The 16,866-nt window shown below is 64.6% G+C and carries 13 protein-coding genes; 4 read left to right on the forward strand and 9 right to left on the reverse strand.

All coding sequences use genetic code 11. The features are described 5' to 3' along the window. Positions 1–6: 6 nt before the first annotated feature. Positions 7–768: a Fic family protein gene (locus tag BLT65_RS25980; RefSeq protein WP_091782737.1), complete on the reverse strand. Its 762-nt coding sequence runs from the start codon at positions 766–768 to the stop codon at positions 7–9. 96 nt (positions 769–864) lie between these two features. Next, on the reverse strand, positions 865–1,770 hold the full coding sequence (locus BLT65_RS25985) for a LysR family transcriptional regulator (RefSeq protein ID WP_042311467.1): 906 nt from the start codon (positions 1,768–1,770) through the stop codon (positions 865–867). A 132-nt stretch (positions 1,771–1,902) separates the two neighbouring features. On the opposite strand from BLT65_RS25985, the gene BLT65_RS25990 reads away from it, so the two are divergent. Genes BLT65_RS25990 through BLT65_RS26000 form a run of 3 tightly spaced genes read left to right on the forward strand, consistent with a single transcriptional unit; the run spans position 1,903 to position 5,764 of the window. Further along, positions 1,903–3,324 (forward strand): M20 family metallopeptidase, encoded by a 1,422-nt coding sequence (locus BLT65_RS25990; protein ID WP_091782585.1) that lies wholly within the window; start codon positions 1,903–1,905, stop codon positions 3,322–3,324. Between the two features lie 10 nt (positions 3,325–3,334). Continuing rightward, positions 3,335–4,648, forward strand: coding sequence for an MFS transporter (locus BLT65_RS25995; RefSeq protein ID WP_091782588.1), 1,314 nt, complete (start codon positions 3,335–3,337; stop codon positions 4,646–4,648). 45 nt (positions 4,649–4,693) lie between these two features. Continuing rightward, positions 4,694–5,764: a serine hydrolase domain-containing protein gene (locus BLT65_RS26000; RefSeq protein WP_091782591.1), complete on the forward strand. Its 1,071-nt coding sequence runs from the start codon at positions 4,694–4,696 to the stop codon at positions 5,762–5,764. A gap of 18 nt (positions 5,765–5,782) precedes the next feature. On the opposite strand, the gene BLT65_RS26005 is transcribed toward BLT65_RS26000, so the two are convergent. The 3 genes from BLT65_RS26005 to bla are packed head-to-tail and all read right to left on the reverse strand — an operon-like array spanning position 5,783 to position 8,286. Next, a complete protein-coding gene (locus BLT65_RS26005) occupies positions 5,783–6,190 on the reverse strand; it encodes a cupin domain-containing protein (protein WP_091782594.1) in 408 nt (135 codons plus the stop codon). Then, positions 6,187–7,356: a class C beta-lactamase gene (ampC, locus tag BLT65_RS26010; RefSeq protein WP_091782597.1), complete on the reverse strand. Its 1,170-nt coding sequence runs from the start codon at positions 7,354–7,356 to the stop codon at positions 6,187–6,189. The genes BLT65_RS26005 and ampC overlap by 4 nt, the downstream gene beginning before the upstream one ends. A gap of 18 nt (positions 7,357–7,374) precedes the next feature. Then, positions 7,375–8,286 (reverse strand): class A beta-lactamase, encoded by a 912-nt coding sequence (gene bla / locus BLT65_RS26015; RefSeq protein WP_091782602.1) that lies wholly within the window; start codon positions 8,284–8,286, stop codon positions 7,375–7,377. Between the two features lie 97 nt (positions 8,287–8,383). On the opposite strand from bla, the gene BLT65_RS26020 reads away from it, so the two are divergent. Further along, entirely contained in the window at positions 8,384–9,313 is a 930-nt protein-coding gene (locus BLT65_RS26020) for a LysR family transcriptional regulator (RefSeq protein ID WP_091782605.1), read from the forward strand. 45 nt (positions 9,314–9,358) lie between these two features. Here the strand turns inward: BLT65_RS26020 and BLT65_RS26025 are convergent, their stop codons facing one another. The 4 genes from BLT65_RS26025 to BLT65_RS26040 all read right to left on the reverse strand — a co-directional run bounded on the left by BLT65_RS26025 (position 9,359) and on the right by BLT65_RS26040 (position 16,830). After that, complete coding sequence (locus tag BLT65_RS26025; RefSeq protein ID WP_042311453.1) at positions 9,359–10,861, reverse strand: MDR family MFS transporter; 1,503 nt, start codon at positions 10,859–10,861, stop codon at positions 9,359–9,361. A gap of 164 nt (positions 10,862–11,025) precedes the next feature. After that, positions 11,026–13,254 (reverse strand): DEAD/DEAH box helicase, encoded by a 2,229-nt coding sequence (locus BLT65_RS26030; protein ID WP_091782608.1) that lies wholly within the window; start codon positions 13,252–13,254, stop codon positions 11,026–11,028. Continuing rightward, positions 13,226–14,536, reverse strand: a complete 1,311-nt coding sequence (locus BLT65_RS26035) for an ATP-binding protein (protein WP_091782611.1) — start codon at positions 14,534–14,536, stop codon at positions 13,226–13,228. The genes BLT65_RS26030 and BLT65_RS26035 overlap by 29 nt, the downstream gene beginning before the upstream one ends. Then, positions 14,533–16,830 carry a tellurite resistance TerB family protein gene (locus BLT65_RS26040; protein ID WP_091782614.1) on the reverse strand — a complete coding sequence of 766 codons (2,298 nt, stop codon included), beginning with the start codon at positions 16,828–16,830 and terminating at the stop codon, positions 14,533–14,535. The genes BLT65_RS26035 and BLT65_RS26040 overlap by 4 nt, the downstream gene beginning before the upstream one ends. Between the last annotated feature and the right edge of the window lie 36 nt (positions 16,831–16,866).

The following is a 16,866-nucleotide window of genomic DNA, read 5'->3' on the forward strand; positions in this document are numbered from 1 at the left end:
CGAAGCTCAGCGTTCGCTACGCAAGCCCAGCACCTGCAGGTAGGTGTCGAGCGAACGCTGAACGGCTTGCGCGACCAGTAACGTGATCGCACTGTAGTCGCCGCTCACGCAGGCCTCATCCAGCGCATCGTAGTAGGCAAGGCGATCTTCCTTACGGATGATCGCCGGCGGATAGCCCGCCTTCATCAACTCGAAATTCAGTAACAGACGAGCCGTACGCCCGTTTCCGTCGACGAACGGATGAATCTTGACGAAACGCGTGTGCAATTCGGCTGCACGCGTGATGGCGTGCAGCGCTTGCGCCTGCGCGTACCACTCGATAAGTGACGCCATTTCCGCCGGCAGATGAAGAAAATCCGGCGGCGTCGGGCTTGCACCCGCAATCACCACATTCTCCTGGCGATATCGCCCGGCTTCGCCGTCATCGATGCCCTTCAGAACGAGCGCATGAATGTTCCGGATTTGCCACTCGGACAATGGCTCCTGTTTGGCGACAAGCTCTTCGACAAACAGGATTGCATCGCGATGATTGGTTGCTTCGAAATGCTCGCGAAGCGACTTGCCACCTACTGTGATTCCTTCCAGCACTACCTTGGTCTCGCGCAGCGTGAGCGTATTACCTTCGATAGCATTGGAGTGATACGTCCACTCAAGCGCCAGCTTCTCGCGCAAGGTTGCGAGCGAGTGCTTGGGCAACGGACGAGCCGCATCGAGCGTCGACTTGTCGTTATCGATTGCCTCGAATGGCACGGTAGGATGGAGTGTCATCTGCTTTATGGGCGCGAAGGGAAAGTCGTATCGGCAGTTCGCATGTGCCAGATCATAGCATCGCGCTTGCACCGCACGTCCGATACGACAACGCACTCAATCCACCACCTCCGGCTCTTCGATCGCCTGCATCAACAGTTCGAGAAACGCCTGCATCGTGTGCGGCAGCGTGCGGCCCGCCATCGTCTGAACCTGCAGCGTCCGCTGATGCAATTCCGCATTCGTAATCGGTACAGCGGCAAGCCCATCGACGTCGAGCCGGCTGCGCACCGTCAGATAGCCCGTCAGCGTCACGGCATCCGTGTGCCGCACGAAGCTCTGCAGCGCCGCGTGATAGTTGCTGACGAACACCGGCTCGAAGATCAGCCCTTCGAGGCTGCATGAAATATCGAACAACTGCCGGATCGTCACGCCCTGGTTGTCCATGGCAAGCGGCCACGGCGTCAGATCCTTCAACGACACCGACTCGCGCGCGGCAAGCGGATGGCCGCGCCGCACCAGCGCGAAAATCGGCGCGCGCTGCGAATAATGCACGTTGATCTCCTTCTCCGGCGCAAGGCTGAAACACACGGCGATATCGGTCGTCCCCTCTCTTACCCGCTGCGTCGCCACGGAAGGCGCGGAGACGTCGAGCTGAAAATGCGTCGACGGATACGTCTTCAGAAAATGCGCAAACACCTGCGGCAGAAAATGCGGCGCGACGCCTTCGGAACTGGCGACGCGTATCGTCGCGCGGCCCTCCTCGGCCAGCCCGCGAATCTCGCCGACCACGCGCTCGGTTTCGAGCAGGCTGCGCCGCGCATAGTCGGCCAGCATCCGTCCCGCGTCGCTCAGCACCATCCCGCGCGGACGCCGCTCGAATAACGGCGTGCCCAGTTCCTCTTCGAGCTTGCCGATCTGCCGGCTCAACGCCGATACGGCGACGAAGAGCCGCTCCGAAGCCTTGCTCAGCGACCCGCTGCGGGCCACTTCCAGAAAGTAACGCAGTGCAGTGTTGTCCATGTCCGCTTTGCCGTTTCGGCAACGATTCGTGGCAAATATTGTAATTGTGCAGAAATAACGGCGACCGCACGATCGATTCGACTACTACCCCACGAATGTGCGCAGACCACCGCGCGAGGAATAGGTGCTCAGTTGACTCGTAACATCGCCATTCAAAACGCAGCCAGCCAATACGATTCCGGCCGTTTCCTCGACGATCTGCGCCGCCGCGTCGCGTATCGCACGGAGAGCCAGGAAGCCGACAGCGGCGCGCGCCTGCGCGGCTATCTCGACGACGAACTCACGCCGCTGCTCACGCAATGGGGCTTCACCTGCCGCGTCGTCGACAACCCGGCGCAGGGCGCAGGCCCGTTCCTGATCGCGCATCGCCACGAAGACGACGCGCTGCCGACGGTGCTCAGCTACGGCCACGGCGACGTCGTGCGCGGCTACGACGCGCAGTGGCGCGACGGCCTCACGCCGTGGGACGTCACCGTCGACGGCGAACGCTGGTACGGCCGCGGCACCGCCGACAACAAGGGCCAGCACAGCATCAATCTCGCCGCGCTGAAGGCCGTGCTCGACACGCGCGGCGGCAAGCTCGGCTTCAACCTGAAGCTGCTGTTCGAAACGGGCGAAGAAGTCGGCTCGCCCGGTCTGCACGCACTGTGTACGCAACTGCGCGATGAACTCGCCGCCGACGTGCTGATCGCCTCCGACGGCCCGCGCCTGTCCGCGCATCGCCCGACGCTCTTTCTCGGCTCGCGCGGTCTCGTCAATTTCAAGCTCGAACTGACGCTGCGCGACGGCGGCCATCATTCGGGCAACTGGGGCGGCCTGCTGCGCAATCCAGGCGTCGTGCTCGCGAATGCGATCGCGTCGATGGTCGATGCGAACGGCAAGATTCTCGTCGAAGGGCTGCGCCCGCCGCCCATTCCCGACTCGGTGCGCCGCGCGCTCGCCGGCATCGCCGTGGGCGGCAATCCCGGCGAACCCACCGTCGATACCGACTACGGCGAGCCGGGCCTCACGCCGACCGAGCGCGTGTTCGGCTGGAACAACCTCGAAGTGCTCGCGTTTCGCACGGGGAACCCCGACAAGCCCGTCAACGCGATTCCGCCATCGGCCGTCGCGTACATGCAGATCCGCTTCGTGGTCGGCACGGACTGGCAGGCGCTGGAACGCGTCGTCCGCGAGCATCTGGACCGGCATGGCTTCGGCATGGTCGAACTGGAGGTGGAGCGCGGCGCGCCCGCGACGCGCGTCGATCCCGACAACGCGTGGGTCCAGTGGGCGCTGCGCTCGCTGCGTCAAACGACGGGCGATGAACCCGTGCTGCTGCCGAACCTGGGCGGCACGCTACCCAACGACGTGTTCGCCGACGTGCTCGGCATGCCGACGCTATGGGTGCCGCACTCGTATCCCGGCTGCTCGCAGCACGCGCCGAACGAGCATCTGCTTGGCCCCGTCGTGCGCGACGGACTTCGCATCATGGCTGGACTCTTCTGGGATCTCGGCGCGCAGGACACCCACGCAACCAATCCCGCACCGCATGCTTCGACAACCCTTGCATAAGGAAGTCGTAATGAACATGGATTCCGTCACCGCGCATCATCCGGGTCATTCGTCGCACGAAGCAATTGCGCAGCCGATGTCGGGCAAGAGCGTCTCGCGCCTGATCATCGCGACATCGATCGGTAATGCGCTCGAGTTCTACGACCTGATTGCATACGGCTACTTCGCGACCACGCTGTCGAAGCTGTTCTTTCCGGCGCACAACGCGACCGTCTCGCTGCTGCTGACGCTCGGCACCTTCGCGCTGTCGTATCTCGCGCGGCCCGTCGGCGCGCTCGTGCTCGGCTCGTACAGCGATCGCAAGGGCCGCAAGGCATCGCTGACGCTGTCCATTGCGATGATGACAGTCGGCACCGGGATGGTCGCGCTGATGCCCACCTACGCGTCGATCGGACTGCTCGCGCCCATCGGCATTTTCGTGTCGCGGCTGTTGCAAGGTTTTTCGGCGGGCGGCGAGTTCGGCAGTTCGACGGCGTTCCTGATCGAACACGCGCCAGAGCGCAGCGGCTTCATGTCGAGCTGGCAGTTCTCCAGCCAGGGCGCCAGCACGCTGCTCGCGTCGGCGTTCGGCGCGGTGCTGACGGGCATGTTGACGCAGCCGCAACTCGAAGGCTGGGGCTGGCGCATTCCGTTCCTGTTCGGCATGTTGATTGGCCCTGTCGGGCTGTACATTCGCCGGCGCATCGATGAGACGCCCGAGTTTGAGCGCATCGAAAAAGCCCATTCGCCCGTGCGCGAAATGCTCGCGACACAGAAGTCGCGCGTGCTGGCGTCGATCGGCGCGCTGGTACTGACCACGACGGCCAACTACATGATTCTCTACATGCCGACCTACGCGGCGCGGCAACTCGGTCTGGCGCCCTCGTCCGGCTTCATCGCGACGCTGATCGCGGGGCTGGTCGTCACGGTGCTCACGCCCATCGTCGGACACTGGTCGGACAAGGTGGGCCGCACGCGCATCATGCTCGGCGCGGGCGCGCTGTTTTTCCTGACGGTCTATCCGGCGTTCGTGTTCATGAACGCGCACCCGTCGCTGCCCACGCTGCTCGCCGCCGTCACGTGGGTCGCGTTGCTGAAGGCCACTTACTTCGCGCCGATTCCCGCGTTGATGGCCGAGCTTTTTCCGCCCCGCACGCGCACCACGGGCATGGCATTCGGCTACAACATCGGCACGACGATTTTCGGCGGCTTCACGCCGCTCGCGGTGGCGTCGCTGATCGCGGCGACGGGCAACAACCTCGCGCCGGGTCTCTATCTGATGATGGCCGCCGTCGTGAGCCTGTTGACGCTGGTCTGGGCGCGGGCGCGGCTGAACGCACATTGAAGCGGATCACATTGAATCGAATCCATCAGCAAGGAACAGGCAACTATGCAACACGATTTGCCGCAGGAACTCCGCGACGCTATCCAGTTTTCGATCGACCACGAATCGCAGTGGGATCGCAATGCCGACGGCAAGTTCGGCGTGCATGTGAACGATCCGCCGCCGTGGAACCGGCTGCTCGGGCCGATTCATGACCGCGGGCCGGTGTCGGGTGCCGTGGCCGTCGATGGCCGGCTGCTCGCGACATGGGGCGAGCCGGATCGCGCCGACCTGACGTTCAGCATCGCTAAGACCTATCTGGCGCTGCTGGCGGGCGTCGCGCACGATCGCGGCCTGCTGCCCGATCCTGATGAGGCCGTACGCGTGCGCGTGCCAGGCATCGGCTTCGACGATCCGCACAACGCGCCAATCACGTGGACGCAGCTGTTGCAGCAGACGAGCGAATGGCAAGGCAAGTGCTTCAGCCTGACCGATCAGGCCGATCACTATCGCGCCGTGACGTTCGGCGAGCCGCCCAATGGCAACAAGGGCGATCTGCGCCCGTTGCAGCCGCCCGGCACGTACTGGGAATACAACGACGTGCGTATCAACCAGTTGTCGCTCGCGCTGCTGCATCTGTTCGGCAAGCCCTTGCCCGAGGTGTTTCGCGAGGCCATCATGCGGCCCGTCGGCGCGAGCGAGAACTGGCAATGGGTCGGCTATGACGACGCGTGGATCGACATCGACGGCACGCGCGTGCAGTCGGTGCCAGGCGGTTCGCACTGGGGCGGCGGCATGTCGGTGAGCGCGAACGATCAGCTGAAAGTCGCACAGATGCTGCTCGACGGCGGCGTCGCCAACGGACGCCGCGTGCTGTCGGCGCAATGGATCGCGCGAATGCAAACGCCCTGCGCGCTCGCGCCGTACTACGGCTATCTGGTGTGGCTCAACACGGGTCGCCGCGTGTTTCCGGGCGTGCCGGAAACGAGTTACTTCGGCGTCGGCGCGGGCAGTTCGTTCATGTGGATCGAGCCGGAGCGGCGCATCGCATTGATCGTGCGCTGGCTCGATTCGCAGTTCGCCGATGCGTTCTTCGGCAAGATGCTCGAAGCAATCGATACGGTGTGCTCGCGATAGCGCGCCGCGTCGTATCGATCAATCCGGCGCCGGGACGTTGAATGGCTTACCCGGCGTATGGACCCAGCTTGCGAGCACCTTCGCGCCGGACGGGCCGGTCTTCGTGACATGCACGAGATTGGCCGGCAGCGCGAACGACTCTCCCGCGCGATACACATGCGCCGCCTTGCCGTCGATCTGCACGGTGACCTCGCCTTCGAGCACGTAGCAGAGTTCCGGCCCCGTCGCCTTGTGGCGCGGCTTGGACGCATTCGGCGGAAATTCGGCGATTCCCATGCCCAGCTCGCGATCGGTTTGCAAGACGGGCGCTCGTTGCAGGACGACTGTCTCTTTTGCTTCGGGCGCTTTATCCGCGGCATGTGCGGACTGCGCGCAAGCACAACCGCACGTGACAAGCGCCGCTGTGATGAAACGCAAGCGGTTCATGGCTGCTCCAGCGACGTCAATATCCTGTGCGCGGCGGCAACCCGGTCGAGAATCGGGAAATTCCGGTTGCCGAGAATCACGATGCCCATCTGCTTCTGCGGCACGAACGCCACGTACGATCCGAAACCGTTCGTCGAGCCCGTCTTGTTGATCCACACGTCGTCCTTCGGCGCTTCCGGCGGCTCGATTTTCGTGACGGGTGTTGCATCGAGAGCCATCGCCGATGAGTTGCCTTCCATCAGCGAGTTCAACGAAACGGGATACGGGTATTGCTCCCAGATCAGATCCTGCGTCATCGGGCCTGCCTGGAAGTAGCCGGTATGCGTGTCGGTGATCGCGCGTTGCAGTTGTGCGTCGAGCTTGACCTGCTTCATGTTGGCTTCGATGAAGCGCAGCATGTCGGCGGCTGTCGATTTGACGCCGTACGCTTCGGGCGCAAACTCGCCACCCGCCATGCGGATCGGTTGGCCCGTCTTCGTATAGCCTTGCGCGTAGTCAGGCGCTCTGTCGACAGGAACGTCGATGAAACTGTTCTTCAGGCCGAGCGCAGGAAAAAGCCGCCGCTCGATCAGCGCGGTGAAATCCTGTCCCATGCTCTTCGCCGTGATCATGCCCAGCGCGCCGATACCGGGGTTCGCATAGGTTCGGACCGTACCGGGCGCATGGGCGGGACGCCAGGCCTTGAACCAGCGGATCATCTGATCGTCGTTCTGAATCTCGTCGGGCACTTGCAACGGCAGACCGCCCGGCGTATGCGTGCCGAGATTCAGCAGGCTCACGCTGCCGAACTGTGTGCCGCGCAGCGTCGGCAGATACTTCGCTACGCTGTCGGTCAACGACAATTGCTTGTCGACCTGCGCCCATGATGTCAGCGTCGCCGTGAAGGTCTTGCTGACCGAGCCGAGCTCGAACAGCGTTGCGTCGGTCACAGGCTTGCCCGTTTCCGTCGATGCCACGCCGTAATTGAACACCACCGCCCGGCCATCGACGATCACGCCAACGGCCATGCCGGGAATCTTGTCTTTCGTCATCAGCGGTTGTATCGCCGCGTCGACCGCACGTTTGATGTTCTCTTGCGGCGTATCGGCCGCATGACTCGCGCCCGATGTCATCCACATCGCGCAGAGCATGGCTGCAACCCGCGCACTCACCGTACCTGACTTCATCGCTTCGTTTCCCCTCGTTCAAATGTTCGCGACCAGCACCCCGACCTGCGCGATCGCCGCGTCGCGCTGCGTCGAGGTAGCTTGAGTCGCGCCCGTCAGATACGCCGCGACCAGAATCGGCGCGCGGCCTTCAGGCCAGATGACGGCGATATCGTTCGACGTGCCCCGCTCCCCCGTGCCCGTCTTGTCGCCGATACGCCAGGCCTTCGGCAAGCCGGCGCGCAGCCGGGCATCGCCCGTCTTGTTGGCTGCGAGCCAGGCCGTGAGCTGCTCGCGCGAAGCGGCGGACAGATGCTCGCCGAGCAACAGCGCGCGCATGTCGGCGAGCATCGCGGCGGGTGTGGTCGTATCGCGCGGATCGGCTTCGAGCGCTTCGTTGAGCGTCGGCTCGTTGCGGTCGAGCCGCGTAATCCGATCGCCGATACCACGTGCAAAAGCCGTCAGCGCCGCCGGCCCGCCGATGCTATCGAGCAGCAGATTGGCCGCCGTGTTGTCGCTGCGCGTGATGGCCGCTTCGCACAACTCGGCGACCGTCATCCCGTCGCTGCCTGCGCGCGGACCGCTGACGGGCGAATTGGCCACCACGACGTCCTTCGAATACACGATCTTGCGTTCAAGCTGTTCTTTGCCTTGGTCCTTGCGCACCAGCACCGCCGACGCGAGCAGGAACTTGAATGTGCTGCACATCGGAAAGCGCTCATGCATGCGCCAGCCCTGCGGCTTCGCGCTTGCCGTATCGAGTATCGCGACACCCATGCGCCCGCCCGTTTGCCCTTCGATCTGCGCGAGCTGCTTTTCCAAAGCGCTCGCGTGCGACGCGCCGCGTGGCGCCGATGCCGCCGCGCTCGCCGCTGCGCCGAACGCATGAGCCGCAACGCCAGCTAACCCACTGCCCATCAACGTGAATGTGAATGCCCGCCTTGTGACCATTGCTCCTCCTTGAAGTGCCGCCACTATCGCGTTTTCGCAGCCGGGTGACAAACGATGATAAATTGCTCGATGCCCCAGAATTTCTTATGGCTCGAACATGCGACCGTATCTCCCGCTGAACGCGCTGCGCGCCTTCGAATCGTCGGCCCGGCATCTGAGCTTCACGCGCGCCGCGCTCGAACTGAACGTCACGCAGGCGGCCGTCAGCCAGCAGGTGCGCATGCTCGAAGAGCGCCTCGGCGCGACGCTTTTCAAGCGCCTGCCGCGCGGCCTCGCGATCACCGATGAAGGACTCGCGCTGCGCCCCGTGCTCAGCGACGCGTTCGATCGCATCGAGGCCGTGTTGCGGCAGTTCGAAGGCGGGCATTTTCATGAGGTGCTGACGGTCGGCGCGGTGGGGACGTTCGCGGTCGGCTGGCTGATGCCGCGCCTGAAGGCGTTTCATGACGCGCATCCGTTCATCGAGTTGCGTCTGCTGACCAACAACAATCTCGTCGATCTCGCCGCCGAAGGTCTCGACTTCGCGATCCGTTTTGGCGACGGCACGTGGCCCGGCTCGCGCGCGCAAAAACTCTTCGATGCACCACTCTCCGTGCTATGCACACCGGAGATCGCGCAACGCCTTCAGACGCCCGCCGATCTCATCAATGAAAAGCTGCTGCGTTCATATCGCGCCGACGACTGGGCGAACTGGTTCGCGGCAGCGGGCCTCGCGCCGCGTCCCGTGCGCGGCCCGGTGTTCGATTCGTCGCGGCTGATGGTCGAAGCGGCGATGCAAGGCGCAGGCGTGGCGCTCGCGCCCGCTTCGATGTTCGAACGCGATCTGTCGATGGGACGTCTCGCGCGTCCATTCGATATCGACGTGTACGCGGGCAGCTACTGGCTCACCTGGCAAAAGGCAAAACCGGCGACGCCCGCGATGCGCGCGTTCAGTCAATGGATCGTGAAGGAAGTGGATGAAGGCGCAGCGAGCGGCGATGCGCCAGGCGAGCTGGGCTTCAGAAAGACGCCTGCCTCGGCGGGATGAGCACGCGTATAGCCGTTGCGGCAACACGCGTGCGCCCGAGGTAAATCACATCTCCGTCAGATGCGCAGCCGCCGATGTTTCGCGCGGCTGTCCGCCGAGCTTGATGTGCGGCACCATCATCACCGACAGCACCGCGCCCACGCAGATCACGAAGATCGACAGGAACGTCAGATGCAGCGAGTGATGCAGCGCTGCGCGCACCATGTCGTTGCTGGAGATCGCCGCTTGCGCTGCGTTCGGCGTCGCGTCTAGCAGCGAGCGCAACTGGTCGGACGTGATCGCCATGCCCTTGTAGTGGCTCAACCCAAAATTCAGCACCGCGCCGAAAATCGCCGCGCCGAGCGTGCTGCCCAGATTGCGCGAGAACAGGTTCGATGCCGTGGCGGAGCCACGTTCGAGCGGCTGCACGATTTCCTGAATCAGGATCAGCGAGCTGACGCTCACGATCCCCATGCCCAGTCCCATGACGAGCGAACCGACACCCGCCAGCACGGGCGAGCCGTCCGGTTGCAGCAGCGCAAACGCAATCGCGCCAAGCGGCAGGAAGAAGCTGCCGCCGACCATCGTCCGCCGCAGCCCGAGCCGATGAAACGACCTCGCGGTAAAGGTCGCGCCCGACGGCCAGCCGAGCATCACCATCGTCAGCGCGAGACCCGCGACCACGGGCGATTGATGCAGCACGCCCTGCACGTACATCGGCAGGAAGGTGGTGAGACCCATCAGCGCCATGCCCGACAGCACCGTCGCGGCATTGCACGCCGCAATGGGACGATGGCTCCACAGCTTGAACGAGATCATCGGCTCCGGCACGCGTCGCTCATGCCACACGAACAGCACGGAGGAGACGACGAACAGCGCGACTTCGAACAGTGCGCGTGCATCGTTTTCCGAGCCGGCGTCCGTGAGCGCCATCATCAGCGCGCCGATTGCGATGGTGAACAGCACGGCGCCCATGATGTCGATCGACGGCCGTTGATGGCGCTTCTCTTCGTGCAGGTACTTGATGAAGCCAAACGCGGCCAGAATGCCGATCGGCACGTTGATCCAGAAAATCCACGACCACGACAGATCGCGGATCAGCAAGCCGCCCGCCATCGGACCGATCACTGCGGAGATCGCCCAGACGCTCGCGAGATAGCCCTGGATCTTGCCGCGCTCGCGCGCCGGATACAGGTCGCCGACGATGGTCAGCGTGACGGGCTGGATCGCGCCCGCGCCGATGCCCTGAATCAGGCGGAACACGATCATCGCGGGCATCGACCACGCGAAACCCGCGCCGATCGAGCCGATCAGGAAAATCACGATGCCCACCAGCACGGTCGGCTTGCGGCCGTACAGGTCGGCGAGCTTGCCGAACACGACGGTCATCGCCGTCTGTGCCAGCAGGAACGATGAGAAGACCCAACTGTAGAGACGCAGGCCGCCGAGCTGGGTGACGATCTGCGGCATGGCCGTCGAGACGATGGTGGCTTCGATGGCCACCATCGCCATCGAGGCCATCACCGCCGCGATGACGAGATGACGCTTCGTCTGAGGATGAGTCGACATGGGGGGATGTAGTTGTGTGCGGCGCTGGAACGTCGAAAGCTCCCTGAAACATGGTGCTTCAGGCGAGCCATTCGATGCGCGCAAAGAAATGTATGCTACCGCTTAATTGCGCTGCTTGCACTTGGATTGTGCGCGCATTCACGTTGCGCCCGCGCGTGCGGGTGTCAATCGCACGCTGTCGCGAGCCGCCGCGCCAATGCCTGCGCGCCCGGCATGTCGAGCCGCAGCGACGCGTACGCGTTGCGCTTCACGTCGTCGGGCAAGGTCCAGTCCCACTTTTCGTTGTCGATGTTGCCGATCGTGCGCAGTGCGTCCGTGGTCTGCGCGGGCGTCAGCGCGGCAATGCGTTGCAGCGTGTCCTTCACCGAACCCGCTACGCGCACGCTGATCGTCGGCCCCTGATTCCACGCGTCAAGCCCTTCGGCGCGCAGCAGCACGACGAGCGCATCGTTGATCCAGTCGCCGGACCATGTCGCGAGCACCGTGCTGCCGCCGTGCGTGAACACGGAGCGCGTGGCCAGTTCGTTCGACGCGAAGTAGCGGCGTGCCTCTTCGAGTAGCTCTCGACCCGTGGTATCGAGAAACACGACGGGCGCGCCGTCCTTCAGCACATTGAACATTTCGCGCCGCACCTCGTCGTGTACGAGCGAGCCGCCGCCGTCGAACACGGGTGGCACACCGCCCTGATCGGGCGTCACGTATACGGTCTTCTTGCCCGCATCGACGTCCTGCACGCGCCAGCGCTGGCCGCCGAACACGAGCCCCTGCCCTGGCGACAGCGGTCGCGACACAGGCACCGACCCGAGCACCCTCGCCCCCGCGACGATGCGGAATTCGTCGTCCGTCGAAAACGATGCGTAGAACTCGTAGTGGTTGACGAGGCGCTCGCCCGCCACGCCATGCAGCAGCAAGCCGCCCGCTTCCTGCACCAGCAGGTCTTTCGCGCCGAGGCCGCGCAGAATCGCGGCGAAGGTCGGCTTGTCGATCGTGCCGAACGGGCCTGTCGCGACCAGCGTGTCCCACAGTTCACCCGCGCTCGCGCCGCCGCGTTCGGCGATGATCGACAGAATCTGCTGCACGAGCGTCGACGGATGCATGCCGCGCGCACGCGGCGGCTCGAACCAGCCGCGCAGCAGCAGGTTCACCATCGCCACCGATTGCACGAGGGTTTCCCGCAGCCGGTCCGAAAGATCGGAGCCGCTGTGCAGTTCCGCTTCGACGCCATAGCAGCGCAGAATCGCCGCTTCGCCCTTGCGCCGACCGGAGCGCCCGAGCCGCTGCCGCAAGCTCGCCACCGACGGCGGCGCACCCACCTGCACGACGCTTTTCACCGCGCCGATGTCGATGCCGAGTTCAAGCGTCGTCGTGCAGACGGCGCTTGCTGGGCGGTCGCCTGCCTTCAGCGCCTGTTCGGTCTGCTCGCGCAATTCCTTCGACAAACTGCCGTGATGCGGCCAGAACTCGTTCGGATAGCCATCGCGCTCGCAGGCGCGGCGCAACAGGTCGGCGTATAGCTCGACCTGTCGGCGGCTGTTTGGAAAGATCAGATTGTTCGAGCCGCGCAGCACCTTGTACATATGATTCGCGACATCGACGGTGCTCGCGGGCACGACGTCTTCAAGACCGGGATTCTCGATGCCCGGCTCGAACTGGATGCGCGGCGGCTTCTCGACATAGCCCTTGATCAGAATCTTCAGTTCCTGGCCTGCGCTGCCGGACTCGATGATCTGCACATCCTGCGCGGCGCGTGGGCGCAGAAATTCCGCCGCAAGACGCATGTCCCCGAGCGTCGCCGACAAACCGACGCGCGGCACATTGCGCCCGCACGCGCGATCGACGCGCCGCATCAGCGACTGCAACTGCATGCCGCGCTCGGAACCGATGAACGCGTGCAACTCGTCGACGACCAAGTAGCGCAATGCGCCAAACGTCGCTTCGAGCGACGCGCCGCGCGTGACGAACATCGCTTCGAGCGACTCTGGCGTGATCAAAAGCACGCCCGTCGGCTTCTTCACGAAGCGGTGCTTGCGTCCCGACGACACATCGCCATGCCAGCCGGTGACGGGAATCTCCAGCGCATCGCACAGATTGTCGAGGCGCGACCATTGATCGTTGATCAGCGCTTTCAGCGGACTGATGTACAGCACCGAGCCGCTGCATGGATCGTCGCGCAGCAGGTTCGAAAGAATGGGGAGGAATGCCGCTTCTGTCTTGCCCGCTGCCGTCGCCGCCGCGATGATCACGTCGCGGTCGGCATCGATCAGCGCGGGCACCGCGCGCTCCTGCGCGTCGCGCAGCTCAGTCCAGCCTTCGCGCCAGATCCAGCGGCGAATGCGTTCGTCGAGCAGATCGAAGCTGCGCGACTCAGTTGAGCCGGAAGCTTGCCAGCTCATCGTCGCTATCGGGAGAGGCGTCGTTGACGATGTCGGCCGCGCCGCCCGTGTCGCGCTCGATGTCCATGCTGCCGATCAGCTCGCGCCAATCCGCCGACGGGTTTTGCTCCAGAACCGCGAGAAAATTGATGAACGCGGTGATCGTCGTGCGCGGGGTGCGGAAATACGCTTCGCCAAGCCGCGTCGCGCAATGCGCCATGAACGCGGGTGTCGCTTCCTCGGGCACGAGCGCCTTGCTTGCGTCGCCGAATGCGTAGACGATGCGCAGCTTGTCGAGCAGCACGTAGAAATCTTCCGGCGTGAGCGCGGCGAGGCGAATCACGGGGCCGCTGTAGTCGACGAGGCCATTGGTCGCGAATGCGTTTTCCGCGAGACGCGATTGCAGCGCGGCATAGCTATAGAGGCCGCGGCGCGTGTCGAGCAGAAACTCGGGCGTGCCGCCCAGCACGAAGCCGAGGCCTTCCGCCGTGCCTTGCAGCGAGTCGTTCAGGATGCGCAGGATCTGTTCGTAGTTCGCGTTGCGCGCCTGCACGTTCGCGAGCTTGTACAGGTTCACCATTTCATCGAGGCAGATCATCAGCCCGCTATAGCCCGCGAGCCGCACAAAACGCCCGAGCAGCTTCAACTGGTCGTACATGCTCGCGTCGTCGACGATCGTCCGCACGCCGAGCGCCTGGCGTGCGTCGGTGCGCGTCGTGAACTCGCCGCGCAGCCAGCGCACGGCATCGCTCTTGAGCTTCTCATTGCCTTCTTCAAAACCGCGGCAATAGGCGGCGATCACATCGGCGAAATCGTAGCCGTTGACCATCTCCGTCAATTGCGACAACTGCGCGCGGATCACTTCGTCGCTGGTGCGGCCCGTCGCCTTCGCTTCCGTCTTCGCCTGGCCGATGAACTTCTCGACCACGCCGGCCAACGCGCCGCCTTCGGGCTTCGTGCGCGTCGCCATGTTCTTCACGAGTTCCGCGTACAGCGAGCGCGCCTGGCCGCTCGAAGCATGCAGGCGCCGGTCCGGATTCAGGTCCGCGTGAACGGTGACGAGCTTTTTTTCGAGCGCGATCGCGCGCACGAGGTTCAGGAAGAACGTCTTGCCCGCGCCATATTCGCCGACGACGATGCGAAACGCCGAGCCGCCGTCCGCGACGCGCTCGATGTCCTTCAGCAACGCTTCGAGTTCGTGCGCGCGCCCGACCTGGATCAGATGTTGCCCGATGCGCGGCACCACGCCGGCGCGCAGGGATTGCAGGACCGCGTCGCGGTCCCTGGGGCGGATCGTTGTCATGCAGCCAACCTTTGTGCGACTTCCTGATTGATTTCGACGGGATCGTCTCCGTCCGTGAGCGGCTCGTCCCAGCGGTCGAGCGACGCCTCGTTCACCTGTTCGATCGCGCCGTCCAGCATCAGTTCGAGTTGCGACGCGGCATCGGCGAGTTCGGCGCGCGTCCACGACTCGCGCGTCACGAGCAGACGCAGAAAGGACGAATGCGCGTCGTCGAGGCCGAGCAGCGGCTCGGTTGCTTCTGACGTTTCAGACGTTTTCGGTGCCGGTTCTGTTTGCGGTTCAGGCGCAGGCTCTTTGTCATGCGCCGCGGCCGCTGCCTGTGCCTCAAGCATGTCCTGTTCCTCGACGGCGACCGGTTGCTCCGTCGCGTGGATGTGCATGGCTGTAACTGTGCCGTGCGCTTCGTCGACGAACACATCGGCCAGCATCGACGAGACCCGCGCCGTCTCTTCCTTCAGCGCGGCAATACGCGTCGCGTCGAGCACGAACTCGTGCTTCACCGCAACAGGCTTGGGCGTATGGCCGTGCTTCCTCGCCGGCTTCACGCCCGCTGGCGTGATGCCCGCGCCGCTCGCGTGCTGATGCAGGTCGGTGTACAGGCGCTGCGGATCGATGCCGAGCATCCGGTACACCTTCTCCAGCAAGCGCACTTCTTCGCGCGACACGACGCCATCGGCATTCGCGGTATGCACGAGAAACGACGCGATCGTCGCCTTCACGTCGTGCGCAAGCGGTTCCAGTTTCTTCTTCAAGCCGGCGCTCGCCGTCGGCTGTGCGAGTTGCGCGAGATTGCGCGCTTTCAGCCGTACACGCTGCGCATCGGACAGATGCGGCCACTGGTCGATCTGCCATTCGATCACGGCCGTTTCGCGCTGCGTCGCGTCGCCGTCCGCGCGTGCGACCGTCGCGGCCAGATCGACGATGATCGTCGCGACGTCGTACGCTTCGTCGATGGGCAGCGGGTTCGCGCTGGGCGCGACGGCGAACAGCGCGACGGCGTCCGTCGGCTTCGGCGTGCGCGCGCCCAGCCGCACGTCGGGTTCGACGGCGATGCCCGCTTCCGCAAGCGCGGTCGTGAATACCACGGCCTTGTCGCGCGTCATCTTGCCGCCCGACTTGAAGCGCGCCAGCACCGCGCCAAACGTGCTGACGGCCGTCTCGCGCGCGACTTCGGCGGCGAGCGCGTCGATCGCGTCATGCGTCGCCTGCGGCCACAACGTGGGGGGCAGCGTCAGCGTCGCTTCCAGCGTGCCCTGCGCCTCCGGATAGCGGCCGAGATACCGGCTGTACGCGTCGAGCGCGACGGCGCTCTCGTGCATCAGCAGTTGCAGCTTGTTGCGCGTGCCGTTCACAGCGGCGATATCGGGCAGACCGACCAGAAAGCCTGGCACGGGCACGTTCTTCAACGCGCGAAACGACGGTTGCGGCGACGCGTCGAGCTTCGTGCGGTTGGCGGGCAACAGCATGCCGGCGCCGAAGCGGTCGCGATACTGCCGCATGAACACCCGGTCGAATTCCTCGGGGCAACGCGCAACCGCCGTGCGCCGCACCATCATCGGATCGAGCTTCACCCATGCGAGCGCCCAGTCGGCGGGCAACGGATGCTGGTCTAGCGCCGCCTGGCCGAACGCGACGCGCACGTTCAGCGGCACCTGATAGCCCGTCGCGAGCCCGTCGGGCGCGGGCTGCAGATACATCCGCGTGTGCCGCGACGCCACCAGCGACAGCGCGTCGATCAGCCCGCGCACATGCTTTTGCCAGCCGTAGTTCGCATCGAGATTGAGCAGACGCCGCAGTTCTCTGGCGATCGCGTCGAATTCCTCGCCGCTCACCTTGCCCGCCGCGCCGTCGACGAGCACGCGCCGCTCCAGCCCGTACAGGTAAAAAAACAGATAGCCGGTGTTGATGTCCGATTTCTTGCGATCGGAGGCGAGCCAGTCGAGATACGTGCGGCGTTGCTCCGGCGTGAGCCCGTTATAGCTGAGCGCGACGCTGCCAAGCCCGGCTGCCGGGTCCGCGCAATCGCGGGCGACTTCGAAGCGTGCGTCGATCACGCAGGCTTCGATCGAATCTGCGTGCAGGCGCTGCGCGTCGCCCGTGTAGAAGAAGCCTCCCGTGACCGTCAGGCCGTGGATATCGATGCTTTCGCCGGGCGCGACAAAGCGCGCGGACGAGCGCGCAGCAGGCCGCGCGCCACCGGGCGCGGGACTGATGCGGTAAGCGTCGGCGGCTGAGCCCGCCATGTCTATCGATACCAACGGCTCGTCGTCATATGAGCCGGGAGAACTTGTCATGAAATTGCCTGGCTCCTCGGGAGCCCTGTGAGATCC

Source organism: Paraburkholderia steynii (genome assembly GCF_900100565.1).
In the GTDB taxonomy this organism is placed as follows: Bacteria; Pseudomonadota; Gammaproteobacteria; order Burkholderiales; family Burkholderiaceae; genus Paraburkholderia; species Paraburkholderia terrae.